23 protein-coding genes are annotated in these 22,078 nt (G+C 69.7%); 11 read left to right on the top strand and 12 right to left on the bottom strand.

Translation table 11 applies throughout. The features are described from left to right. Positions 1-69: 69 nt before the first annotated feature. Both GA0115254_RS24805 and GA0115254_RS24810 read left to right on the top strand, forming a co-directional pair. Positions 70-297: a DUF3107 domain-containing protein gene (locus tag GA0115254_RS24805; protein ID WP_218105578.1), complete on the top strand. Its 228-nt coding sequence runs from the start codon at positions 70-72 to the stop codon at positions 295-297. A 210-nt stretch (positions 298-507) separates the two neighbouring features. Next, positions 508-777 (top strand): hypothetical protein, encoded by a 270-nt coding sequence (locus tag GA0115254_RS24810; RefSeq protein WP_093897493.1) that lies wholly within the window; start codon positions 508-510, stop codon positions 775-777. 50 nt (positions 778-827) lie between these two features. Here the strand turns inward: GA0115254_RS24810 and GA0115254_RS24815 are convergent, their stop codons facing one another. Beyond that, the gene (locus tag GA0115254_RS24815; RefSeq protein ID WP_093897535.1) at positions 828-1,562 is read right to left on the bottom strand and encodes a ferritin-like fold-containing protein; all 735 of its coding nucleotides are present in this window, start codon (positions 1,560-1,562) and stop codon (positions 828-830) included. Positions 1,563-2,033: 471 nt separating this feature from the next. Between GA0115254_RS24815 and GA0115254_RS24820 the strand changes: the two genes are divergently transcribed. Together GA0115254_RS24820 and GA0115254_RS24825 are read left to right on the top strand one after the other, a co-directional pair. Beyond that, a complete protein-coding gene (locus GA0115254_RS24820; protein ID WP_176740273.1) occupies positions 2,034-3,881 on the top strand; it encodes a DEAD/DEAH box helicase in 1,848 nt (615 codons plus the stop codon). Between the two features lie 127 nt (positions 3,882-4,008). Beyond that, on the top strand, positions 4,009-4,857 hold the full coding sequence (locus GA0115254_RS24825; protein WP_093897495.1) for an alpha/beta fold hydrolase: 849 nt from the start codon (positions 4,009-4,011) through the stop codon (positions 4,855-4,857). A gap of 17 nt (positions 4,858-4,874) precedes the next feature. Here the strand turns inward: GA0115254_RS24825 and GA0115254_RS24830 are convergent, their stop codons facing one another. After that, a complete protein-coding gene (locus GA0115254_RS24830) occupies positions 4,875-5,762 on the bottom strand; it encodes an NYN domain-containing protein (protein WP_093897496.1) in 888 nt (295 codons plus the stop codon). A 221-nt stretch (positions 5,763-5,983) separates the two neighbouring features. Between GA0115254_RS24830 and GA0115254_RS44680 the strand changes: the two genes are divergently transcribed. Beyond that, the gene (locus GA0115254_RS44680) at positions 5,984-6,136 is read left to right on the top strand and encodes a hypothetical protein (protein WP_015611185.1); all 153 of its coding nucleotides are present in this window, start codon (positions 5,984-5,986) and stop codon (positions 6,134-6,136) included. A 77-nt stretch (positions 6,137-6,213) separates the two neighbouring features. Here the strand turns inward: GA0115254_RS44680 and GA0115254_RS24840 are convergent, their stop codons facing one another. The 3 genes from GA0115254_RS24840 to GA0115254_RS24850 form a co-directional block, all read right to left on the bottom strand. Beyond that, positions 6,214-6,819: a MarC family protein gene (locus tag GA0115254_RS24840; RefSeq protein WP_093897497.1), complete on the bottom strand. Its 606-nt coding sequence runs from the start codon at positions 6,817-6,819 to the stop codon at positions 6,214-6,216. Positions 6,820-6,998: 179 nt separating this feature from the next. After that, positions 6,999-7,865, bottom strand: coding sequence for a PHP domain-containing protein (locus GA0115254_RS24845; RefSeq protein WP_093897498.1), 867 nt, complete (start codon positions 7,863-7,865; stop codon positions 6,999-7,001). Between the two features lie 128 nt (positions 7,866-7,993). Further along, positions 7,994-8,632, bottom strand: a complete 639-nt coding sequence (locus tag GA0115254_RS24850; RefSeq protein ID WP_093897499.1) for a DUF6758 family protein — start codon at positions 8,630-8,632, stop codon at positions 7,994-7,996. Positions 8,633-8,790: 158 nt separating this feature from the next. Here GA0115254_RS24850 and GA0115254_RS24855 point away from each other — a divergent pair, with 158 nt between their 5' ends. Further along, positions 8,791-10,023, top strand: coding sequence for an MFS transporter (locus GA0115254_RS24855; RefSeq protein WP_093897500.1), 1,233 nt, complete (start codon positions 8,791-8,793; stop codon positions 10,021-10,023). 101 nt (positions 10,024-10,124) lie between these two features. Here GA0115254_RS24855 and GA0115254_RS24860 read toward each other — a convergent pair whose 3' ends face one another. Continuing rightward, on the bottom strand, positions 10,125-10,709 hold the full coding sequence (locus tag GA0115254_RS24860) for a suppressor of fused domain protein (protein WP_093897501.1): 585 nt from the start codon (positions 10,707-10,709) through the stop codon (positions 10,125-10,127). Between the two features lie 407 nt (positions 10,710-11,116). On the opposite strand from GA0115254_RS24860, the gene GA0115254_RS24870 reads away from it, so the two are divergent. Together GA0115254_RS24870 and GA0115254_RS24875 are read left to right on the top strand one after the other, a co-directional pair. Next, on the top strand, positions 11,117-12,232 hold the full coding sequence (locus GA0115254_RS24870) for a magnesium and cobalt transport protein CorA (RefSeq protein ID WP_093897502.1): 1,116 nt from the start codon (positions 11,117-11,119) through the stop codon (positions 12,230-12,232). A gap of 12 nt (positions 12,233-12,244) precedes the next feature. Beyond that, entirely contained in the window at positions 12,245-12,766 is a 522-nt protein-coding gene (locus GA0115254_RS24875) for a hypothetical protein (protein WP_093897503.1), read from the top strand. Positions 12,767-12,862: 96 nt separating this feature from the next. On the opposite strand, the gene GA0115254_RS24880 is transcribed toward GA0115254_RS24875, so the two are convergent. Next, complete coding sequence (locus tag GA0115254_RS24880) at positions 12,863-13,630, bottom strand: hypothetical protein (protein ID WP_093897504.1); 768 nt, start codon at positions 13,628-13,630, stop codon at positions 12,863-12,865. A gap of 203 nt (positions 13,631-13,833) precedes the next feature. On the opposite strand from GA0115254_RS24880, the gene GA0115254_RS24885 reads away from it, so the two are divergent. The 3 genes from GA0115254_RS24885 to GA0115254_RS24895 all read left to right on the top strand — a co-directional run bounded on the left by GA0115254_RS24885 (position 13,834) and on the right by GA0115254_RS24895 (position 16,884). Beyond that, positions 13,834-15,108 carry a magnesium transporter MgtE N-terminal domain-containing protein gene (locus GA0115254_RS24885; RefSeq protein ID WP_093897505.1) on the top strand — a complete coding sequence of 425 codons (1,275 nt, stop codon included), beginning with the start codon at positions 13,834-13,836 and terminating at the stop codon, positions 15,106-15,108. Then, the gene (locus tag GA0115254_RS24890; RefSeq protein WP_093897506.1) at positions 15,098-15,655 is read left to right on the top strand and encodes a DUF1003 domain-containing protein; all 558 of its coding nucleotides are present in this window, start codon (positions 15,098-15,100) and stop codon (positions 15,653-15,655) included. The genes GA0115254_RS24885 and GA0115254_RS24890 overlap by 11 nt, the downstream gene beginning before the upstream one ends. Positions 15,656-15,750: 95 nt before the next feature. Then, positions 15,751-16,884 (top strand): Mrp/NBP35 family ATP-binding protein, encoded by a 1,134-nt coding sequence (locus GA0115254_RS24895; RefSeq protein WP_093897507.1) that lies wholly within the window; start codon positions 15,751-15,753, stop codon positions 16,882-16,884. A 145-nt stretch (positions 16,885-17,029) separates the two neighbouring features. Here GA0115254_RS24895 and GA0115254_RS24900 read toward each other — a convergent pair whose 3' ends face one another. From GA0115254_RS24900 to sigE, 5 genes are all read right to left on the bottom strand, one after another. Next, the gene (locus tag GA0115254_RS24900) at positions 17,030-17,689 is read right to left on the bottom strand and encodes a hypothetical protein (protein WP_093897508.1); all 660 of its coding nucleotides are present in this window, start codon (positions 17,687-17,689) and stop codon (positions 17,030-17,032) included. Between the two features lie 118 nt (positions 17,690-17,807). Continuing rightward, on the bottom strand, positions 17,808-18,293 hold the full coding sequence (locus GA0115254_RS24905; RefSeq protein ID WP_093897536.1) for a sec-independent translocase: 486 nt from the start codon (positions 18,291-18,293) through the stop codon (positions 17,808-17,810). A 99-nt stretch (positions 18,294-18,392) separates the two neighbouring features. Next, positions 18,393-20,060 carry a S1C family serine protease gene (locus GA0115254_RS24910; RefSeq protein ID WP_093897509.1) on the bottom strand — a complete coding sequence of 556 codons (1,668 nt, stop codon included), beginning with the start codon at positions 20,058-20,060 and terminating at the stop codon, positions 18,393-18,395. A 110-nt stretch (positions 20,061-20,170) separates the two neighbouring features. After that, positions 20,171-21,184, bottom strand: a complete 1,014-nt coding sequence (locus GA0115254_RS24915) for a zf-HC2 domain-containing protein (RefSeq protein ID WP_093897510.1) — start codon at positions 21,182-21,184, stop codon at positions 20,171-20,173. After that, positions 21,181-21,942, bottom strand: coding sequence for an RNA polymerase sigma factor SigE (sigE, locus tag GA0115254_RS24920; RefSeq protein ID WP_176740275.1), 762 nt, complete (start codon positions 21,940-21,942; stop codon positions 21,181-21,183). The genes GA0115254_RS24915 and sigE overlap by 4 nt, the downstream gene beginning before the upstream one ends. Positions 21,943-22,078 lie beyond the last annotated feature (136 nt).

Genomic DNA, 22,078 nt, shown 5'->3' on the forward strand with positions numbered 1-22,078 from the left:
AGCGGGCTAATGTGTGCTGCGTACGGCGCGGTTCACCGCGCAGGGACTGACCGTCGGAGGGACATAGCCGTGGAGGTCAAGATCGGGGTGCAGCACACGCCCCGGGAGATCGTTCTGGAGAGCGGGCTTTCCGCCGAAGAGGTCGAGAGCACGGTCGCCGAGGCTCTCACCGGTAAGGCGCAGCTGCTCAGCCTCACGGACGAGAAGGGCCGCAAGGTCCTGGTGCCGGCCGACCGGATCGCGTACGTGGAGATCGGCGAGCCGAGCACGCGCCGCGTGGGGTTCGGCGCGCTGTAGGCAGCACGCTCGAAGCGGTGACCGTGGCAGCGGCCCGGTGGGGATTCCCCGCCGGGCCGCTTTCCGTTCCGGCCCGCTTTTCGGTCCGCGTCCGCGTCAGCCGGGCGATTCCTGTGCGAACCCTGTTCAAGGAGGGTTGCGTTCCGCACCCCTCGGGTAGTACCGCTAACGACCGATCTGCCCGCCCCGCAACTCGCGAGGTGATCATCTGTGATCTTGGAATTCCTCGGCTCCATCGTGCTCGGACTCGCCCTCGCCTGGGTGGCGCTCCGCTCGCTGCCGCACCGGCTCCCGTCCCGCCGTGCCGTCTTCGCCGGCGGCGCTCTGGGAGCGGTGTTCGGTGCGTTTCTCATGCACTCGGTGCTGGGCCCGGACCACGTCGTGGCCACGTTGATCGGCGCGGTGCTGATCGGCGCCGTGACGCTCTCGCTGCTGGTCCGCCCCAACAGCCACCGCCTGAGCCGATCAGCCGCGGCCTGAAGCCGTCCGGCACCCGCGCGGGCGGATGTCGGACGGCCCCGGTGAACCGGCTACGCGGCGAGCCCGAGCGCGGCCATCCGCTTGGTGTGTGCCTCGGTGATCCGCGAGAACATCCGCCCGACCTCCGCCAGGTCGAACCCGTCGGCCACGCCCCCGACGAGCATCGTCGACAGTGCGTCGCGTTCGGCCACCACTCGCTGTGCCTGTGAGAGCGCCTCACCCATCAGCCGGCGCGCCCACAGCGCGAGCCGGCCGCCGACACGCGGGTCGGCCTCGATCGCAGCACGCACCTTCTCGACGGCGAAATTGCCGTGCCCCGTGTCGTCGAGCACGGCGAGGACGAGGGAGCGGGTGTCCGAGTCGAGCCGGGCGGCGACCTCGCGGTAGAAGTCACTGGCGATCGAATCGCCGACGTACGCCTTGACCAGGCCCTCCAGCCAGTCCGACGGCGCGGTCTGGCGGTGGAAGTCGTCGAGCGCCTTGGCGAACGGCTCCATCGCGCCCGTCGGCTCCACCTCGATCGCGGTCAGCCGGTCCGTCAGCCGCTCGAAGTGATGGAATTCGGCGGAGGCCATCTTTGCCAGCTCCGCCTTGTCGGCCAGCGTCGGCGCGAGTTTGGCGTCCTCGGCGAGCCGCTCGAAGGCCGCCAGCTCTCCGTACGCAAGTGCTCCCAGCAGGTCCACGACCGCTGCTCGGTACTGCGGCTGCACGGATGCCGTGGCCCAGTCCTGGGCGGCGATTCCGGTGAGCACGGGGGCTTCATTGGCGTTGTCAGGCGTCTCCATGAAGCGCAGAATAGCCCGCCCGACGGGGGACGGAAGGGCCTGGTCAGCCAGTGACATCACACTGTTCCGATGAATTCGCCCAACACACATGCGCGAATCCGGGGTACAGTGGTATTGCGTCTACTCAGTATTTTGGGTTGGTGACGCGAAATTGAATGAGGATGCCCGGTCGGTGGCCCGATCGGCTCCGACCCGACAGCCCTCCACGCGGGGCGTACGCCACGTACGACCGCAGATGAGGGGCCCCCTCAGCGGCACGAGCGCTCGAGCGACGGCAGTGGTCCCGCGCCACCCGGCCCATCCACGGCCGGATGACCAACCCCGGCACGGTACGACCCCCAGCGTTCGCCTCGGACCGCGTCTCACAGAAGAGGCAGCACCCTGACTACGTTCCGAGAACTCGGGATTCTTCCCGAGACGGCCGAGGCCCTTGAGGCCGTCGGCATTGTGTCCCCGTTCCCCATCCAGGAGATGACGCTCCCCGTCGCGCTCTCCGGCTCCGATGTCATCGGCCAGGCCAAGACCGGCACCGGCAAGACCCTCGGTTTCGGTCTGCCACTGCTGGAGCGCGTCACCGTCCCCGCGGACGTCGAGGCGGGCCGGGCCGAACCCGAGCAGCTGACCGAGGCGCCGCAGGCGCTGGTCGTCGTCCCCACCCGCGAGCTCTGCCAGCAGGTCACCAACGACCTGCTGACCGCCGGCAAGGTACGTAACGTCCGCGTTCTCGCGATCTACGGCGGCCGCGCGTACGAGCCGCAGGTCGAGGCCCTGAAGAAGGGCGTCGATGTGATCGTCGGCACCCCGGGCCGACTGCTCGACCTCGCCGGGCAGCGCAAGCTCGACCTCTCGCACGTCCGCGCACTCGTGCTCGACGAGGCCGACGAGATGCTCGACCTGGGCTTTCTGCCCGACGTCGAGAAGATCATCACCATGCTCCCGCCGAAGCGGCAGACCATGCTGTTCTCGGCGACCATGCCGGGCGCCGTCATCGGCCTCGCGCGGCGCTACATGTCTCAGCCGACGCACATCCGCGCCACCTCGCCCGACGGTGAGGGCGCGACCGTCGCGAACATCTCGCAGCATGTCTTCCGGGCCCACTCGATGGACAAGCCGGAGATGGTCTCCCGCATCCTGCAGGCCAACGGCCGCGGACTCGCGATGATCTTCTGCCGTACGAAGCGCACGGCCGCCGACATCGCCGAGCAGCTGGAGAAGCGCGGTTTCGCGTCCGGCGCGGTCCATGGCGACCTCGGCCAGGGTGCGCGCGAGCAGGCACTGCGCGCGTTCCGCAACGGCAAGGTGGACGTGCTCGTCTGCACGGACGTGGCGGCCCGCGGTATCGATGTCGAGGGTGTGACCCACGTCATCAACTATCAGTCGCCGGAGGACGAGAAGACGTACCTCCACCGCATCGGCCGGACCGGCCGTGCGGGCGCCAAGGGCATCGCGATCACGCTGGTCGACTGGGACGACATCCCACGCTGGCAGCTGATCAACAAGGCGCTGGACCTGAAGTTCAACGACCCGGTCGAGACGTACTCCACCTCGCCGCACCTCTTCGAGGAGCTCGACATCCCGGCCGGCACCAAGGGTGTACTGCCGCGTGCCGAGCGGACCCGTGCGGGCCTGCGGGCCGAGGAGATCGAGGACCTGGGCGAGACGGGCGGCCGCGGTCGCAAGTCCTCCGCCGCGTCCTCGGCGCCCGCCGCCCGTGAGGAGCGTGCGCCCCGTACGCCGCGTCAGCGTCGTCGTACGCGGGGCGGCTCCGCGGTCGAGGAGGCCGCCGTCACCACCGCCACGGTGCCGGTCCCGTCCACCGAGGTGGACGACGCCCCCTCCGAGCCGCGTGCGCCGCGTCGCCGTCGCCGTACCCGCGTCGGTGCCCCGGACGTCGCAGCCGAGGCCGCCGTGGGCACGGTGGAGGCCCCGGCCGTCGCCGTCGCCACGAAGACCGAGGCCGAGGCCGACCCCGCGACCGAGACCAAGCCGCGCCGCCGCCGTACCCGGGCCGCCGTCGTGAAGCCGGTCGCGGACGAGGTCGACTTCCAGATCGCGCCCATCGCCGAGCCGGTGCCCGAGGCGAGGACGGCGACCAAGCCGCGTCGCCGCGCCCGTGTCATCAAGCCGGCCGAGGACGAGGTCGACTTCCAGATCGCGCCGATCTCCGAGCCCAACCCGGAGACCAAGCCGCGTCGCCGCACCCGTGCGGCGGCCAAGCCGAAGACGGAGGCTGTGGCCCAGGCCCCGGCCGCCGAGGGCGAGGCGAAGCCGCGGAGGCGGCGCGCGCCGCGTGCGGCTGCCGCCAAGACCGAGGGCTGAGCGCTCTGATTGATCCGGAGCTCCGCCCCGGACCCCGCTCCTCGAACGCCTGAGGGGCTCGATTTCGCCGGACGGGCTTGAGGGCATCCTCAAGCCCGTCCGGCGTTCGAGGACATAATCTCGTCCCATGAGTCGGCCGCCCACCTTCGCCCCGCCCCCCTGCGCCCATGCCCGCCATCTCCGCACCGCGCGCGGGGACTTCGCCGTGCTGGACGCCTCGCCACGCACCGCGCCTCGCGGTACCGCCCTCCTGCTGCCCGGATACACCGGCAGCAAGGAGGACTTCATCGCACTCCTCGAACCGCTCTGTGCCGCCGGGTACCGGACCGTCGCCGTGGACGGTCGCGGGCAGTACGAGACCGAGGGGACGACCCGTCAAGAGGACTACGCACAGGGCGAGTTGGCCCGCGATGTACTCGCGCAGGCCACCGCTCCCGGCGTCGGCGGCGAGGGCCCCGTGCACCTGGTCGGGCACTCGCTCGGCGGGCAGATCGCCCGCGCCGCCGTGCTGCTCGACGCCTCACCGTTCCGTTCGCTGACCCTCATGTCGTCCGGACCGGCACAGGTCACCGAGGCCCAGCAGCTCAAGGTGAAGATGCTCGGCGACGCGCTCGCGACGCTGAGCATGGCCGAGGTGTGGGAGGCGATGCGCGCCCTCGACCCGCCCGAGGACGCGGCGACGGACGGCGAGGCTCTGCGCCGGCGCTGGCTGCGCCACCAGCCCGCCCAGCTGCTCGCCACCGGCCGCCAGCTGGCGACCGAGCCGGACCGGGTGGCCGAACTCGCCGCCGCGTCTCTGCCCCTCCATGTTCTCTCCGGCGAGCGCGACGACACCTGGCCGGTGCCGCTGCTCGACGAGATGGCCCAGCGGCTGGGCGCGCGTCGCACCCGGATCGCGGGCGCCGAGCACTCCCCCAATACGGACCGTCCGGAGCAGACGGCGGCCGCGCTCGTCTCCTTCTGGGACAGCCTGTAGGCGACGGGCGTCAGGACTCAGTACTGCGCCTGCAGGTGCTGCCAGAAACCGTCGCGCAGCGCCCGCCGCAGATGTGCGTGGCCACGCAGCGAGTGCTGCAGCAGCCGTTCGGCCTCGACCAGCAGGTCCTGGTCGACGGAGCCCGGCAGGTACGGATGTCCGGGCAGCAGATCCGCGAGGGACTCGCGGCCCCGGGCGGCCAGCCACGCAGCGGCGATCTGCGCACCGACGAAGCGGACGTCTTCGCGCGAGGGCGCGGGGGTGTCGTCCTCATAGGTGGTGACGGGGCGTCTGGTGACGTACGGGCGACAGAAGTCCAGGTCGAAGGTGCGCTGGCTGTCGACCTCCCAGAGCAGCGGTTCGGCCTGGTTGCGCCCCTCCCCCGCCTCGATGCCCCACAAGTGCACCCGGGCTCCGTACCCCTGCGCCGCCTCGACCGCCGACACCAGGTCCTCGTCGCCGCCGACCAGTGCCGCGTCGCTGATGGCGCGGTGCCGGGCGAGCGATTCGAGGTCGGTGCGGATGAGTGAGTCGACGCCCTTCTGCTGGTTGTTGGCGTTGAGGTTGCCGAGTCTGACCTTGACGTCGGGGAGTTCGGCGATGGACTGCTGCTCGACGGTGTGGATGCGTCGCCTGGCTCCGTCGTACCAGTACACGCGCAGCAGCCTGCTGTCCGCGAAGATCGTGCGGGCCTTGTCGATGAAGGCCTCGATCAGCCCTTCCGCGTCGAGGTCGAAGGAGCGGCGGTCCTCGGTGCCGGTGACGAGCAGCCCGGCCGCGGCGTACACATAGCCCGCGTCCACGAAGATCGCATGGGTCGAGGGGGTCTTCGACACCTCGGCGAGCACACGCTGGAGCAGTTCGTTGGTGCGGTCCAGTCGCTCGCGGATCTCTGCCTCGTTCATTCGGGCCTCGTCGTGGGCCTTGTCGCCGGATCGCGCTCGGCGACCTGCTGGTACTTAGACATCCAAAAAATTTCCTTAGCGTAGGGAATGTTTGCAGGAGGCAAGCCGTTGTACACCTCGTGGAGCGCAAGACATAGGTGTCGGGCGCTCTCATCCTTGCGGACGGGTCACCCGTCCTCCCAGTAGTTCTCCAGCAGGAGGATCAGACGAAGGGAAGCCTTATGCGCTTCGAGATCATGCGACTCGACGATGTCGACGGTACCGCCGTGGACAGCACCGTCGTGGACGCCGCCTCCGTCAACCGGATCGTGCAGCAGGCCGCAGCCATGGGCCAGCGCATCTATATCCGCCCGGCCGAAAGCTCGGCTTCGTAACGCATGACGACGCTCAAAGACGAAGCGCCCCCGTACGGAAGGTCCGTACGGGGGCGCTGTGGTGTCCGCGAGCGCCGTCAGGAGTTCTGGATGACCTGGGTGACCCCGTTGATGATCTGCTGTACGGCGATGGCGGAGAGCATCATTCCGGCGAGCCTGGTCACCAGCACGACACCGCCGTCCTTGATGACCCGGATGATGAGCAGCGAGTAGCGCATGGTCAGCCAGAGCACGATGTGCATGGCGATGATCGCCGACCAGACCGAGATCTGACTTCCCACACTGTCGGCGTGCTGCACCGCGAGGATCACCGACACGATCGCACCGGGCCCGGCGAGCAGCGGCATGCCCAGCGGTACGAGCGCCACATTGACGTCCTTGGTCTGCGTCGGCTCGTCGGTCTTGCCGGTCAGCAGATCGAGCGCGATCAGCAGCAGGAGCAGCCCGCCCGCGATCATCAGGGCGGGTACGGAGACATGCAGATAGTCGAGAATCTGCTGGCCGAGCACACCGAAGACGGCGATCACACCGAAGGCGACGGCCACCGCCTGGAGCGCCATCCTGCGCTGCATCTTTGCGGGGCGGCCGGCGGTGAGGGCAAGAAAGATCGGGGTGATCCCGGGGGGATCCATAATCACAAAAAGCGTGAGAAAAAGGGATCCGAAGACAGCGACGTCGAACACAGTGAGCCTTGCGAGAAGAGAGCGAGAAACGATCTGGAGGAGCGCACCCCGAAGCCATGAGGCGGCCTGGCGGCCGGGTGCGCAGAAGTGGAACGCGGTAGGGGGAGGAGTGGCGGTACGCGTCGGGCCGCCCGGCAGGGCGGCGAGGGGCTCCCGCCCCGGCGACGACTCGTGCGTCGTTACGCGGGGTGGGGTCCGCCGGCGCCCGGCACCGGGAAGGCTCCCGTGGCGCGCCGGGTGATCTCGCCGTAGATCTCGGGGTCGGTGGTGTACTCGCCGAGTCCGACGGTCTTGCGGCTGCCGTGGTAGTCGCTGGACCCGGTCGTCAGCAGCCCCAGCTCCCGGGCGAGCCCGCGCAGCCTGGCCCTGGTCGGCTCGTCGTGGTCCATATGGTCGACCTCGATGCCGTCGAGGCCTGCGGCGGCGAGCCGCGCAATCGACGACTCGGGCACCACCTCGCCGCGCTTGACGGCGAGCGGGTGGGCGAAGACGGTGACGCCACCGGCGGCCTTGACCAGCCGGATCGCGTCGAAGGGGTCGAGTTCGTGCTTCTGCGCGTACGCGCGTCCGCCGTTCGCGAGCCATTCGGGCGTGAAGGCGTCGGAGACCGTGTCGACGACGCCCAGCTCGACGAGCGCGGTGGCGATGTGCGGCCTGCCGACCGATCCGTCCCCGGCGATCCTCGCGACCTGCTCCCACTCGATCGGAACGCCGAGCGCCTGGAGCTTGCCCACCATGGTCCGGGCGCGCGGCACCCGGTCGTCCCGTACCAGCTCGCGTTCGCGTGCCAGCTCGGGCTCGTCGGGGTCGAAGAGGTACGCCAGCATGTGCAGGCTCACGCCGTCGACCCGGCAGGAGAGCTCGGCGCCGGTGACGAGAGCGAGCCCCTCCGGAAGAGCGGCGATCGCCTCGGCGTGGCCGCGCACGGTGTCGTGGTCGGTGAGGGCGATGACATCGAGGCCCGCAGCGGCTGCACCCAGCACCAGCTCGGCGGGGGTGTCCGTACCGTCCGACGCGCTGGAGTGGGTGTGCAGGTCGATGCGCACGACGCGTACTCCAGTGCTCGGGCCGGACAGGGGGACATCCAAGGATAACCGGCATTCGAACGGTGCCCGGCCGGTCCCGAAAGCCCTGCGGTCACCCGAGGTGCCGGAGCCGGTCCGCCGGACAGGCTCTAGTTGAGCAGGCGCGGTGTGAGCGCCCCGCACGGTACGAGGTCCATCTCGCCCCCGGCCTCGCGCAGATCGGCGAGCACCAGCTCGTCGTACATCAGGAGCCCCGACTGCTCGGGCCAGACGATCGCCCAGAGCCAGAGCCCGCGCGCCTCGCCCGCGAACACCGCCCGGTCCTCAGGTGCTCCCTTGACGTTCCAGAGCGGGGTGGGGCGGCCGGCGGCGAGCATCTTCACGTCCGGCGGGCCGTCGACGTGCAGATAGGGACCGGGGTCGAGGCCGTCGATCCCGGCGTAGCGCGCCCCGAGTCCGACGCCGAGTTCCTCGGTGACGAGCAGCAGCTCGCCGATACCGCCGACGGGACCGGGACCGGAACAGGCGACGACGGTGGCGCGACCGCCACTGCGGTCGTCACCCGCGCTCGCCACACCGGTGAACAGCCAGCCCACCGGCAGCGGCCAGGGCATCCACACCGGGACTTGAGCGCGCTGCACCACCACACTCAGCGCCTCGACACTGGGCGGGACGACCGGCTGCAGCGGTTGCACACTGCCGTGCACCGCGCACTGCCAGGTGTCGGCGAAGAGACCGGGCGCCCTGACCCGGCCTCCACACTTCGGACAACTGGGTTCGCCCCTCATAGCGACCAACGGTCCTCCAGGACCGTCGCCGCGTCAAGGATGATCACCCGTCCGCAGCGTGGTTCTCACCAGCAACAATTAGATGTAACTTGCATTCATTAGCCCCTCTAACTTATTATGTGTATATCGCAACGATCTAGTGGAGAGCGAGAAGCCCCATGCAGGGAGAGGATCCGTTCGATCAGGGAGCGGGCAGCATCCTGCGCCAGCCGAAGGCCGTCTGGGCCACGGCGGGCGCGTCTGTTGTCGCATTCATGGGAATCGGCCTGGTGGACCCGATTCTCCCGTCCATCGCCAAGGGCCTGGAGGCGACGCCGAGCCAGGTGTCGCTGCTCTTCACCTCGTACTTCCTGATCACCGCCGTGGCGATGCTCGTCACCGGCTTCGTGTCCAGCCGGATCGGCGGCCGCAAGACGCTGCTGACCGGCCTCGCGCTCGTCGTCGTCTTCGCCGCGCTCTCCGGCACCTCGTCGTCCGTCGCCGAACTCGTCGGCTTCCGGGCCGGCTGGGGGCTGGGCAACGCGCTCTTCGTATCGACCGCACTCGCCGTGATCGTCGGTGCGGCGGCCGGCGGCAGCTCGGCGGCGATCCTGCTCTACGAGTCGGCGCTCGGTCTCGGCATGGCCTGCGGACCGCTGCTCGGCGCCCTGCTCGGTGACGCCAGCTGGCGCTACCCGTTCTTCGGCACGGCAGCGCTGATGGCGATCGGCTTCATCTGCATCACGGCGTTCCTGAAGGAGCAGCCCAAGCCTGCCGGAAAGACCTCGCTGCTCGACCCGATCAAGGCGCTCGGCCACGGCGGCCTGGCCTCCGTCGCGACCTCGGCGTTCTTCTACAACTACGCGTTCTTCACGATCCTGGCGTTCACACCGTTCGTGCTGAACATGACCCCGTACAAGTCGGGCGCGGTCTTCTTCGCCTGGGGTCTGCTGCTCGCGGTCTTCTCGGTACTCGTCGCCCCGCGGCTGCAGAAGCGCTTCGGGTCGCTGAAGGTGCTCGGCGCCTCGCTGGTGCTGCTCGCCGTCGACCTCGTGATCCTGGGATACGGCAACCACACCGCCGCCATCGTCTGCACGATCGCCTCCGGCGCCTTCATCGGCATGAACAACACCGTCTACACGGAGTTGGCGCTCGGTGTGTCGGACGCGCCGCGCCCGGTGGCGAGCGCGGGATACAACTTCGTCCGCTGGTTCGCCGCGGCCGCCGCCCCGTATCTCGCACCGAAGATCGAGGAGTGGAGCGACATCCACATCCCGTTCGTGGTCGCCGCGATCGCAGCCGTCGTCGGTGCGGTCGTCGTCTGGATCCGGCGTACGGCGCTGACCCACGAGGCAGAGGAGCTGGAGCCCAAGCACGCTACCGAGGACGGCGTCACGGTCTTCGCCAACTGACCACGGTGAAACCCGGTTCTGCCCCGCCCGCGGCTCCCCCTCCTGGCTGCGCGGCGGGGCTTCCCCCTGCCCGGCACGACCCGGCCGGCAGGTCCTGCGGTTCAGTCCAGCGCCACGGAGCCACGCAGCGGATCACGCAGATCCGTGCCGTGCGAGAGCCACCGCTCCTGGAGCTCCTGCGCGCCGCGGACCCGCTTCCACGCGGCCTCGTTGTGCGTCATCGGCAGCAGAGGCAGGAACCGTACCGGCTCCATGGGCTCGTCCAGTTCGAGGTCCTCGACCAGACCGCCCGACTCGGCGACCAGCACGGAGCTGAACGGCGCCCCGGGCCACAGCGGTTCGCCGAGGTCCAGCGAGGCGCCGGGCGCCACGATCAGCCCCTCGACCTGCGGGGTGGCGGCCAGCACGGCCAGCGGACGCAGCAGCTTGTCGGTGTCGGCGAGTCCGGCACGTACGGAGAGGATCAGCTCGGCGCGCGGGCCCTTCACCGGGTCCGCGAGGGCCGCGGTCGGGTCGGCCATCGGCTGTGCGGACATACCGAGTGTGGCGTAGCGCACCACATCGCCGTCGGCGAAGCGCAGCACCTCGATCCGGTCCGTACCGAGAAACGTCACTGCCGCGCGCGCGTCCGGTTCACCGAGGGCCGTCAGCAGCCGGGCCTCGACCAGAGCAAGAATTTCTCCCATCCAGCGAGCATAGGTCGCGTATGGAACGGGCAAAGTAAGGGATTGGCCGTCAGTCGGCTGATAGTCTTGGCCGCTGGTCGGGGCAGCACGCAGAAGCGTCGCTCTCAGCCCCGACGACACGTCATCCCTCAAGGGGGACCGGCTGGAGGAGGTGGGGCTGCAATGGATCGAAGTCGATCGTGCAGTACCAACCGCTCTTCCGCACTCCGCCTTTCCAGGTGATCTGAAGCCTCCCGGTCGAGGCCCACGGCTTTGCGCACGACGGAAGAGCACTCCTTTTTTGCCTGTCTGTAGCGAACGCCGTCATCGCGCCGCTGCGGTGCCGCCCGCTTTGCGGACGTGAGCGCACGTCCCCATTCCGGGCTGTTCCACGTGCCCGACGACGGCCCTCCGTGAAGGAGCCAGCCATGTCGATGATCCGCGACCTGCGCGCTGCCGTGCGCCCGTCCCTGCGCAAGAGCAACGCCCTGCACAACAGTTACGACACCACCCGTGACCCGTCCGCCTCCAGCGCGGTCGTCGACTGCGCGGTCTACCGCGACGGACGGCGCGTGGAGACCGGCACCTGCCGCACGCCGCACGAGGCGATGCTCCAGGTGCGCGAGGAGGGCGGCTTCGCCTGGATCGGCCTGCACGAGCCGACCGAGGAGGAATTCGCCGGTATCGCCCACGAGTTCGGCCTCCACCCGCTCGCGGTCGAGGACGCCGTCCACGCCCACCAGCGGCCGAAGCTGGAGCGGTACGACGACACCCTCTTCACCGTCTTCAAGACCATCCACTACGTCGAGCACACCGAGCTCACCGCTACCAGCGAGGTGGTCGAGACCGGCGAGGTGATGTGCTTCACCGGCCGGGACTTCGTCATCACCGTCCGGCACGGCGGCCACGGCTCGCTGCGCGCACTGCGGCACCGGCTGCAGGACGACCCCGAGCTGCTCGCCAAGGGGCCCTCCGCGGTCCTGCACTCCATCGCCGACCATGTCGTCGACGGCTACATCGCGGTGGCGGGCGCCGTCCAGGACGACATCGACGAGGTGGAGATCGAGGTCTTCTCCACCCCCGCGAAGGGCAGCCCGCGCGGTTCGGACGCGGGCCGGATCTACCAGCTCAAGCGTGAGGTCCTGGAGTTCAAGCGGGCTGTGTCGCCGCTGCTGCGGCCGATGCAGCTGCTCAGCGAGCGGCCGATGCGGCTGATCGACCCCGACATCCAGAAGTACTTCCGTGACGTCGCCGACCACCTGGCGCGGGTGCACGAGGAGGTCATCGGCTTCGACGAGCTGCTGAACTCGATCCTCCAGGCCAACCTGGCGCAGGCGACCGTCGCGCAGAACGAGGACATGCGCAAGATCACGTCCTGGGCGGCCATCGTCGCCGTACCGACGATGATCTGCGGCGTCTACGGCATGAACTTCAAGCACATGCCCGAGCTGGGCTGGAGGTACGGCTACCCGATGGTGCTGGGCGTCATCGGGGTGGTCTGCTTCTCCATCCACCGCACACTCAAGCGCAACGGCTGGCTCTAATAGAGTTCGGGTATGACTGCTGCTGCCGCTGACGTGCCGCTGGGCCGGGCTCTCGTCGAGGAGGCCACCAAGAAGTCGGGCCTCATCTGGGTGCGAGGCACCGGGCCCGCGCGGGCGCTGTGGCACGTGTGGCACGAGGGCGCGGTGCATCTGGTCGGCGACGGCCCCGGCGAGCAGCCGCTCCCGGCCGGTCTCGGCGACGGGTCCGCCGCCGAGGTGACCGTGCGCAGCAAGGACAAGGGCGGACGGCTGGTCGCGTGGACGGCCGCCGTGGCGGAGCTCGCGCCACACTCCGAGGAGTGGGAGGCCGCCGTCGCCGAGCTCAAGGGCAAGCGGCTGAACGCACCGGACGCCGAACAGATGACGGAGCGGTGGGCGCGCGAATGCCGGGTGCTGCGGCTGACGCCCGGCGAATTCCGTACGGAACTGCCGGACGGCTCGCTGGCCGCCGCGCCCCTGCCGACGTCCGCGACCACGCGCCGGCCGGTGCCGGCCGGACTGCCGCGGCTGCTGAAGCGGGCGCACAAAGGCTGACCGCGCCAGGGTCTGTCCCGCCGCTGATCCACCGGGCAGAGCCTCTGATCCGCCGGACAGGGCCACCTCCTGGACCGCGAGCCGTGCGCCCTGCTCTCAGGAGGACGTCTTGGGCAGCTGCTGCCCGTAGTCGACCGTGTCGCCCTTCGCCGGGGCCTCCAGCGCGAAGTCCTTGCCCCAGTCCGACAGCGTCACGATCCCCCCGCCACCGCCGCGCGCGAAACGCAGCGGATACGGCGTGCCCTCCAGCGAGACATCGAGCATTCCGCCCTCGCCCTTGCCTCCCGTGATCTGAACGGTCCGGGTCGGTCCGACCTTCGCCCGGTCGCCCTTGTTGAGGGTGCCGTGCAGGGTGAGCAACCCGTCGAGCAGGGTCTCCTTGTCCGTGAAACCGCGCAGCTGCTTGTACGTGGGGTCGTCCTCGGGCACCTTCACATACTTGTCCTGGAGCTTGTCCGCAGCCGCCCCGCCCGCGTCGCTGTCCGCGCCGGACTTCTCGTCATGGCTCCAGAACCCCGAGTCCGCCTTCAGATAGAGCTCGTCACCGATCCGCAGCAGCTCGAAGGTGCTGTTCTTCGAGACGACGGAGCCGATGCCGCCCTTCTCCTTGAGCTGCATATTGAGCTTGTAGGTGCCGCCCTTGCTGACCAGCGTCCCGGCCAGGCGCACCGCATCGGCGGAGTCCGCTGCGGTCTGCGCCTTCTTTTCGATCTCCGTGGCGGCCAGCTTGCCGACGCCGTTGGTCCCCTTGTCCGGATCCTCGCCCCCGCACGCCGTGAGAGCCGCGGTCAGCCCCGCGCAGAGCACAACAGCGAGGGCGGTCCGGCGGCGTCGGACCCGGACGGGCGGAACGGAAGAGGTCACAGGCGCACTGCCTCTCATCTGCGTGGCGGGGGTGGCAGACGGCAGCGTACCCGTGCCGATCACACCTTCCGGCAGAGAGCCGTACGGACGGATCCACCGGGGCGGCCCGGAGCGGTACGGGCTAGCCTGATCCCGTCATAACGGTTAATTAGCTGCCAAATGGACCGGACAGAGAAGTCGTACACGGAAGAAGGAGGCGCACCATGGCGGCAGGCGCCCCCCGGGTCTTCGTCTCGCACCTCGCCGGCGTCCCGGTCTTCGATCCCCACGGCGACCAGGTGGGCCGCCTCCGCGACCTGGTCGCGATGCTGCGGGTCGGCGGCCGGCCGCCCCGGTTGCTCGGCCTGGTCGTCGAGGTGCTCAGCCGCCGCCGGATCTTCCTCCCCATGACCCGGGTGACGGGGATCGAGTCCGGTCAGGTCATCACCACCGGTGTCGTCAACATGCGGCGCTTCGAACAGCGGCCCACCGAACGCCTGGTGCTCGGCGAGTTCCTCGACCGGCGGGTCCGCCTCGTGGAGACCGGCGAGGAGGTCACCATCCTCGATGTCTCCGTGTCGCAGCTCCCCGCCCGACGCGACTGGGAGATCGACAAGTACTTCGTGCGCAAGGGCAAGGGCGGGGCGCTGCGGCGCAAGGGCGAGACCCTGACGGTCGAATGGTCGGCGGTCAGTGGCTTCTCGCTGGAGGAGGACGGGCAGGGCGCCGAGTCCCTGGTCGCCACGTTCGAGCAGCTGCGTCCGACCGACGTGGCCAACGCGCTGCACCATCTGTCGCCGAAGCGACGGGCCGAGGTAGCGGCCGCGCTCGACGACGACCGGCTCGCCGACGTCCTGGAGGAGCTGCCCGGGGACGACCAGGTGGAGATCATCGGCAAGCTCCAGGAGGATCGCGCCGCCGATGTCCTGGAGGCCATGGACCCGGACGACGCGGCCGACCTGCTGTCCGAACTGCCCGAGGAGGACAAGGAGCGGCTGCTGGCCCTGATGCGTCCTGACGATGCGGCGGATGTGCGGCGCCTCATGTCGTACGCGGAACGGACGGCGGGCGGCCTGATGACCACCGAGCCGGTCATTCTGCGGCCGGACGCGACGGTCGCCGACGCGCTCGCGCGGGTCCGGCAGGCGGATCTGTCTCCCGCACTCGCCGCCCAGGTGTACGTGTGCCGCTCGCCGGACGAGACTCCGACCGGCAGGTACCTGGGCACCGTGCACTTCCAGCGGCTGTTGCGGGATCCGCCGTACGCCCTGGTCAGCTCGATCGTCGACAGCGATCTCGTCCCCCTCACCCCGGACACCCCTTTGTCGGCCGTGACGAGCTATCTGGCCGCGTACAACCTGGTCTCGGTGCCGGTCGTGGACGAGAGCGGATCCCTGCTCGGCGCTGTGACCGTCGACGACGTACTCGACCACCTGCTGCCCGAGGACTGGCGGGAGACCGACTTCCACGGTGCGGAGGGGGTCGTCCGTGGCCGGTGAGGACCGCACGAAGGGGGCACCGACAGGTGCCTCGGGCATCGCGCGCCCGCCCCGTTCCCGGCTGGACCAGCCGAAGGCCCCGCGGCGGCGGCTGCTGCCCGAATACGACCCCGAGTCGTTCGGCCGGCTCTCCGAACGGATCGCCCGGTTCCTGGGCACCTGGCGCTTCATCGCCTGGATGACACTGGTCATCATCATCTGGGTGGTGTGGAACGCCTTCGCGCCCGTGGAGTGGCGGTTCGACGGGTACCCGTTCATCTTCCTGACGCTGATCCTGTCGCTCCAGGCCTCGTACGCGGCCCCGCTGATCCTGCTCGCACAGAACCGGCAGGCCGACCGCGACCGGGTCACCTACGAGCAGGACCGCAAGCAGAACGAGCGCTCCATCGCGGACACCGAGTACCTCACCCGCGAGATCGCGGCACTGCGGATGGGGCTCGGCGAGGTCGCCACCCGCGACTGGATCCGCTCCGAACTGGAAGACCTCCTGAGGGGCCTGGACGACCGGCATGCCCTATTCCCGTCCGAGAGTGACGAAGACCGCTGACGGGGCTACTCGCGCGTAGCAGCAGGCGCCGTAACGCCCTCCCGTCGCCCACCACCACCCTCAAGGAGCGCTGCGCGCACCCGTACTATCGAGGTATGGCTACGGAAGACGCGGTGCTTGAGGCACTGGCGACAGTGAACGACCCGGAGATCCACCGTCCGATCACCGAACTCGGCATGGTGAAGTCGGTCGAGATCGATGCTGACGGTGCGGTCGCTGTCACGGTGTATCTCACGGTGTCCGGCTGCCCGATGCGCGAGACCATCACCAAGAACGTGACCGACGCGGTGGCGAAGGTCGAAGGTGTCACGCGCGTCGACGTCACGCTCGATGTGATGAGCGACGAACAGCGCAAGGAACTCACGTCCTCACTGCGCGGCGGTACGGCGGAGCGCGAGGTGCCGTTCGCCAAGCCCGGCTCACTGACCCGGGTCTACGCGGTGGCATCCGGCAAGGGCGGCGTCGGCAAGTCGTCGGTCACGGTGAACCTGGCGGCCGCGATGGCGGCCGACGGCCTCAAGGTCGGTGTCGTGGACGCGGACATCTACGGGCACAGCGTGCCGCGGATGCTCGGCGCGGACGGCAGGCCGACCCAGGTCGAGAACATGATCATGCCGCCGTCGGCGCATGGCGTGAAGGTCATCTCCATCGGCATGTTCACCCCGGGCAACACCCCGGTGGTGTGGCGCGGACCGATGCTTCACCGGGCACTGCAGCAGTTCCTCGCCGATGTGTACTGGGGCGACCTGGACGTCCTGCTGCTCGACCTGCCGCCGGGCACGGGTGACATCGCGATCTCGGTGGCACAGCTCGTGCCGAACGCCGAGATCCTGGTCGTCACGACCCCGCAGCAGGCCGCGGCCGAGGTGGCCGAACGGGCCGGTTCGATCGCCGTGCAGACCCACCAGAAGATCGTCGGTGTCGTCGAGAACATGTCGGGGCTTCCGTGCCCGCACTGCGACGAGATGGTCGACGTGTTCGGTACGGGCGGTGGCCGGAAGGTCGCCGAGGGCCTGACGAAGACGGTCGGCGCTGAGGTGCCGGTGCTCGGCTCCATCCCGATCGACGTACGGCTGCGCGAGGGGGGCGACGAGGGCAAGCCGGTCGTCCTGTCCGACCCCGACTCCCCGGCCGGCAAGGCACTCCGCACCATCGCGGACAAGCTGGGAGGCCGTCAGCGCGGCCTGTCGGGCATGTCGCTGGGAATCACCCCGCGCAACAAGTTCTGAGCGGGGACGAGGGCATCTCCGGACGGGCCTGATTTCCAGGCCTGTCCGGCACAACCGGGCCCGGCCGGCGTTCGAGGGCACCTTCGAGCCCGGCCGGCGTTCGAGGGCGAAGCGGCAACCGGCCATGACCGGCCACCGTCCGCGCCTACGTGTACGTCGCGATGTCGCCGACCACCGAGAACGCCAGCCCGTACGCGCTCATCCCCCGCCCGTACGCCCCGATGTGCACCCCGCCGGGCGCCGACCCCGCCAGCACCCAGCCGAACTCGGACTCGCGGTAGTGGAACGGCACCGGGACACCGTCCACCGGCAGCGACAGCGCCGACCATGCGGGACCGTCCAGATCGTCGGCGAGTTCGAACGCAGTCTCCGTCTGCTGGTCCAGCCAGTCGTCACGCAGTGTGTGATCCATCTGCGGGGGCCACGTACAGGCGAGCAGGCCGGACCCGGCCAGCCAGGCCGCGGAGGAGACCGTGGTCGCGTCCAGAACCCCCGTACCGTCAGCGCTACGCCGCACCGGGCTGCTGGCCACCGTCACGACGACAGCGAATCGTTGCTTCTCCATACCCGAGTCGGCCCGTACCGACGGCTCGTCACCGTGTCCGATGGAACCGTGCTGCACAGTGCCGTCCGCCGCGGTGCCCACCTGCATCCGCCAACGCGGTCCGGTGAAGGCCTCGTCAAGTCCGTACCAGGGAAACGGAGCTGCCAGAAAACCGTCGACAGTACGCCGGGCCGCCGATACCCCCTCTGCGGTGGCTGTGTTCGGCGCACCTTCCGCGCCCACCCGACTGGTCGTCTCCATCTGCCCGGCCGCCTCCTCGATCCCTTGCGTCCGGAGCGGCCCGCCCCCCACGGGCGTCCTCACAACCGGACAGATGGAGAATAGCCATACCGTCCGGACGAGCCGGGATTGACTGCTGTCAGGTGGCGTCTGCGTCGAACGGCGGGCGGTCGTCCTTCGCGGGCTGTTCACGCTTCTTGAGCAGGTCCGGAGTACCGGCGGAGCCGTTGGCCGCGGTGATCGCCGAGCCGCTCGACACGCCGCTCCGGGAGTCCGCGGACTCCACGGCCGCGTCCTCCCGGCCGTTCACCGCGTCGGTGACCTCGGCCAGATCCTTGCGCAGGTCGAAGCTCTCGCGGATCTCCTTCAGCCCCAGATCGTCATTGCCGTCCATGAGCTGCTTGCGGACGAACGTCTTGGGGTTGAGATCCTCGAACTCGAAGTCCTTGAACTCCGGGCCGAGCTCCGTACGGATGTCCTCCTTGGCGCTCTCCGAGAACTCACGGATCTTACGGATGAAGCGCGAGGCGTCCTGGATGACCTTGGGCAGCTTGTCCGGGCCGAAGATCAGCACGCCCAAAATCACGAGCGTCACCAGCTCGAGTGGGCCTATGTCATTGAACACCTTGTCGCTCCTCGTGTTCTCCGCGACCAGGTCGGTTGTGGTCCGGACCCGGCCCACGGTACCGGTCGATACTGTCCGCGCGGTAGCGTCCCGCCGGTGTCACGTGCCGGTTGCCGAACCAAGAGTCAAAGAGATGGACAGGTCTTTACCACCACGGGTCAGACCGAGGTCCAGACGGTCGCCGGGCCGGTGGGCGCGGATCTTCACGATCAGCTCCTCGCCGCTGTGCACCCGCCTGCCGTCGACCTCGGTGATGACGTCCCCCGGCTTGATCCCGGCCTTGTCGCCGGGCCCGTCGGGCGTCACCGCGGGCTTGCCGGCGGCACCCTTCGCACCGACCTTGGCCCCGTCCCCCGTGTACTTCATGTCCAAGGTGACGCCGATCACCGGGTGGGTGGCCTTCCCCGTGTTGATCAGTTCCTCGGCGACCCGCTTGCCCTGGTTGATCGGGATGGCGAAGCCGAGACCGATGGACCCTGCCTGCCCGCCCTCGGTGCTCGAACCGCTGTCGGCGGCACGAATGGCGCTGTTGATGCCTATGACATGGGCGTCGGTGTCGACGAGCGGGCCGCCGGAGTTGCCCGGGTTGATCGGGGCATCGGTCTGCAGCGCGTCGACGTAACTGATGTCGCTGCCGTCGCCCTTCTCGCCGCCCGCGGTGATCGGCCGGTCCTTGGCGCTGATGATGCCGGAGGTCACGGTGTTGGACAGGTCGAAGGGTGCGCCGATGGCTACCACGGGGTCGCCGACCTGCACATTGTCGGAGTTGCCCAGCGGCAGCGGCTTGAGGCCGGAGACGCCGGTGACCTTGACCACGGCCAGGTCGTAGCCGCTGTCCTTGCCGACGACTTCGGCGCGCGCGGTCTCGCCGCCGCTGAACGTCACAGTGATCTCGCCGGAGGGCCCGGCCGGGGCGACGACGTGGTTGTTCGTGAGGATGTGGCCGGATTTGTCGAGAACGAAGCCGGTGCCGGTGCCGGATTCGGTGGTACCGCTGACATGGAGAGTGACCACGCTGGGCAGGGCGCTGGCGGCGATGCCCGCGACGCTGTCGGGGGCGCGGCCGCCGTTGTTGCGCCCGGTCTGCGGAAGCTCGACCTGGGTGAGGCCGCCGTTGCGCTCGACGTAGGCCCCGATGCCGCCGCCGATGCCGCCCGCCACCAGTGCGAGCAGCACCGCACCGACGAGGAGGGAGCCGCGGCGGTTCTTCTTGTGGCCGCCGTCGGCCCCGAGCGGCGGGCCCGGGTTGGTCAGCGGCTGCCGGGGCGCACCCCAGGGGTCGTACTGGAGCCACTGCGTCGACTGCGGCTGCGGCTGCTGAGGCGGGGGCGGGGGTGTGAAGCCGGGGGCGGGTGAGGTGGGGATGCCGGCGCCGTTCGTACCCGCGTACTGCGGGGGTACGGGGGTGCCGTGCGCCGGGGTCGGGACCGGTCGCTGTACGGGTGGTGCGGGCGCCCAGGGGCCGGGGCCACCGTACGGCGGGGTGCTGTACTGATCGGGCTCGTGCAGGGGCGCCACGGGCTGCGTGGCCGCTACGGACGCCACGGGCTCGGGGGCGGGCGGGGATGACACCGGCTCGGGTGCCGACGGCTGAGGGGGCACGTCGGCTGTGTGCGCTTCCGTGACGCCCGTCGCGCCGGTCACATCGGCCGTGGGCACCGTGTCCTCGACGGGGGTCGGCCCGTCCGGCGCGGTGCGGGTGGTGCCTCCCGCCGTGGGCCGGCTCCACCACTTCGCCTTCGGCCCGGTGGACTTCCCGTCTTCCATGCTCTCCCCGCAACTGCCGCGTCTGGCCTCTGCACGCCCCGGCAGGGGCGTCCGTCCCGGAATTCCTCCCGGAATTCAACCAGGTTTGCGAATGCCTGCGCAGACCCCGGTCAGCGCCGGGAGGAAAGCGGCAGACCGCGATCGGCGGGGGTGGGGAGAGCCGAGGCCGACGGCGGTGTCCAGGACGGCGGCACGGAAGGCTCCGAGGGCTGCGGGGCCGGCCGTCCGAGCACCTGGGCGAAGAGTGGGGTGGTGCCGGTCGGACGTATCAGCGGTGGAGCGGACACATTGGTCAGAACCTGAACGGCGAAGGTGTTCCCCGCGAGACTTCCCGTGGAGAGCAGCGCGGGAGCGGTGGAGGGCACCGCCGGTGTGGCCTCCGGCACGGGGGGTGGTGGGGCAGCGGCTGCGGCCGAGCGGTCGCCCGCCTCCGAAATCGAAAGGGTGCCCTGGCTGCCACCGCTGCGCCGGCTCACCGAGCTGCCGCTCTCGCTGCGGGATGCGGTGTCGAGCGGGTTCGCGGTGTTTCCGGCGCCCGCGGCCCGGGCCGGGGAGCTGGGACCCGCCCCTGTCGGCAGGGCGCCGCCCAGGGCGATGGCCGCCAGCGATACGGCGCTGGCCGCCGCGAAGGCGAACCTCCGGCCGCGCCACGGCGAGCGGTCTCCCTCACGGCCGACCTCATGGATCCTGAAGCCCGAACGGGAGGAGCCACCCGGCAGTACGGTGGTCGATCCGTGCGGGGCCGGGAGGAAGCCAAAACTCCCCAGTGGCGAATTCCCCGGCGAATCCGTGCGGCTGCCGGACGGCTGAATCACGGGAAAGAGCCCGTCGGCGAAGCGCCCGGAGCCGCCGAATGGTTTCCCCGGGTTGTCGTCGTCACCCCCCGGTCCCCCGGGAAGGCCCTGCAGCCGGGCGAGGAATCCCTCGGACGGCGACGGCGGGGCGGACTGCGCGAAGACACTCTTCAGGCGCCGCTGGGCGGCAGCCTCGGCCTTGCACTTGGCGCAGGTCGCGAGGTGGGCGAGCACCCGCTCTCGGGCGTCGTGTTTCAGCTCACCGTCGACAAGCGCAGCGAGCCGGTCCCCCAGGTGTTGTTCCGCGGGGGTCGGAACTGTGCCACTCACGCCGTTCCGCCCTCCCCTGCCAGGATCGCGCCCGCCAGCGAGCGCTGCTCGGCACGGGCCTCGGGCGAACGGTGCTGCAGCGCCTTGCGCAGATGCGAGCGACCGCGGTGGATACGGCTGCGCACGGTACCGAGCTTCACGCCCAGCGTCGCGGCAATCTCCTCGTACGAGAGGCCCTCGATGTCACAGAGCACGACAGCGGCACGGAATTCGGGCGCAAGGGTGTCCAGCGCCTGCTGCACATCCGCGTCGAAGTGGGTGTCGTTGAAGACCTGCTGCGGGGACGGTTCACGGCTCGGCAGCCGCTCGGCGGCGTCGTCGCCGAGGGAGTCGAAGCGGATCCGCTGCTTACGACGGACCATGTCCAGGAACAGGTTGGTCGTGATGCGGTGCAGCCAGCCCTCGAAGGTGCCCGGCGTATAGGTCGACAGCGACCGGAACACGCGCACGAAGACCTCCTGTGTGAGGTCCTCCGCATCGTGCTGGTTGCCCGTCAGCCGGTAGGCAAGGCGATAGACACGGCCGCTGTGCGTGCTGACGATCTCTTCCCATGAGGGCGGCGTCCACGCCTGGGAGTCCGCATCTGAGGCGAAGGTCGCAGTCGGTGCGGATTCGTTGGAAGAACGGTCAGCGATGTTGGTCACGGATTTCGGCTCACCCGCCGACCTGAGAAAGCGCCGCAGCACTCCTCCCCGATCCACAGGCGCAGCCGCACCTCCCCTATCGGCTCTGGTGGTGTCCAGTGGAGCCCCTACCATAGCGACCTCGCCCGTTAGCTCCGGATAAGCCTTTTTCCTGCTGGGGCCGAGGATCACCCCGGGAACCGCCGGCCCGTGTCTCCCGGACCCGATCTGCGGGCCGGTACCACGGGCTTTCCCCTGCCCCTGCATAACG

Source organism: Streptomyces sp. Ncost-T10-10d, from assembly GCF_900091955.1.
GTDB lineage: Bacteria > Actinomycetota > Actinomycetes > Streptomycetales > Streptomycetaceae > Streptomyces.

Coding starts and splice junctions, on each gene's coding strand:
- GA0115254_RS24815 (WP_093897535.1), bottom strand. CDS start 1,562: ATGGAGACGCCTGACAACGCCAATGAAGCCCCCGTGCTCACCGGAATC.
- GA0115254_RS24820 (WP_176740273.1), top strand. CDS start 2,034: ATGACGCTCCCCGTCGCGCTCTCCGGCTCCGATGTCATCGGCCAGGCC.
- GA0115254_RS24825 (WP_093897495.1), top strand. CDS start 4,009: ATGAGTCGGCCGCCCACCTTCGCCCCGCCCCCCTGCGCCCATGCCCGC.
- GA0115254_RS24830 (WP_093897496.1), bottom strand. CDS start 5,762: ATGAACGAGGCAGAGATCCGCGAGCGACTGGACCGCACCAACGAACTG.
- GA0115254_RS44680 (WP_015611185.1), top strand. CDS start 5,984: ATGCGCTTCGAGATCATGCGACTCGACGATGTCGACGGTACCGCCGTG.
- GA0115254_RS24850 (WP_093897499.1), bottom strand. CDS start 8,632: ATGAGGGGCGAACCCAGTTGTCCGAAGTGTGGAGGCCGGGTCAGGGCG.
- GA0115254_RS24855 (WP_093897500.1), top strand. CDS start 8,791: ATGCAGGGAGAGGATCCGTTCGATCAGGGAGCGGGCAGCATCCTGCGC.
- GA0115254_RS24860 (WP_093897501.1), bottom strand. CDS start 10,709: ATGGGAGAAATTCTTGCTCTGGTCGAGGCCCGGCTGCTGACGGCCCTC.
- GA0115254_RS24870 (WP_093897502.1), top strand. CDS start 11,117: ATGTCGATGATCCGCGACCTGCGCGCTGCCGTGCGCCCGTCCCTGCGC.
- GA0115254_RS24875 (WP_093897503.1), top strand. CDS start 12,245: ATGACTGCTGCTGCCGCTGACGTGCCGCTGGGCCGGGCTCTCGTCGAG.
- GA0115254_RS24885 (WP_093897505.1), top strand. CDS start 13,834: ATGGCGGCAGGCGCCCCCCGGGTCTTCGTCTCGCACCTCGCCGGCGTC.
- GA0115254_RS24895 (WP_093897507.1), top strand. CDS start 15,751: ATGGCTACGGAAGACGCGGTGCTTGAGGCACTGGCGACAGTGAACGAC.
- GA0115254_RS24900 (WP_093897508.1), bottom strand. CDS start 17,689: ATGGAGACGACCAGTCGGGTGGGCGCGGAAGGTGCGCCGAACACAGCC.
- GA0115254_RS24910 (WP_093897509.1), bottom strand. CDS start 20,060: ATGGAAGACGGGAAGTCCACCGGGCCGAAGGCGAAGTGGTGGAGCCGG.
- sigE (WP_176740275.1), bottom strand. CDS start 21,942: ATGGTAGGGGCTCCACTGGACACCACCAGAGCCGATAGGGGAGGTGCG.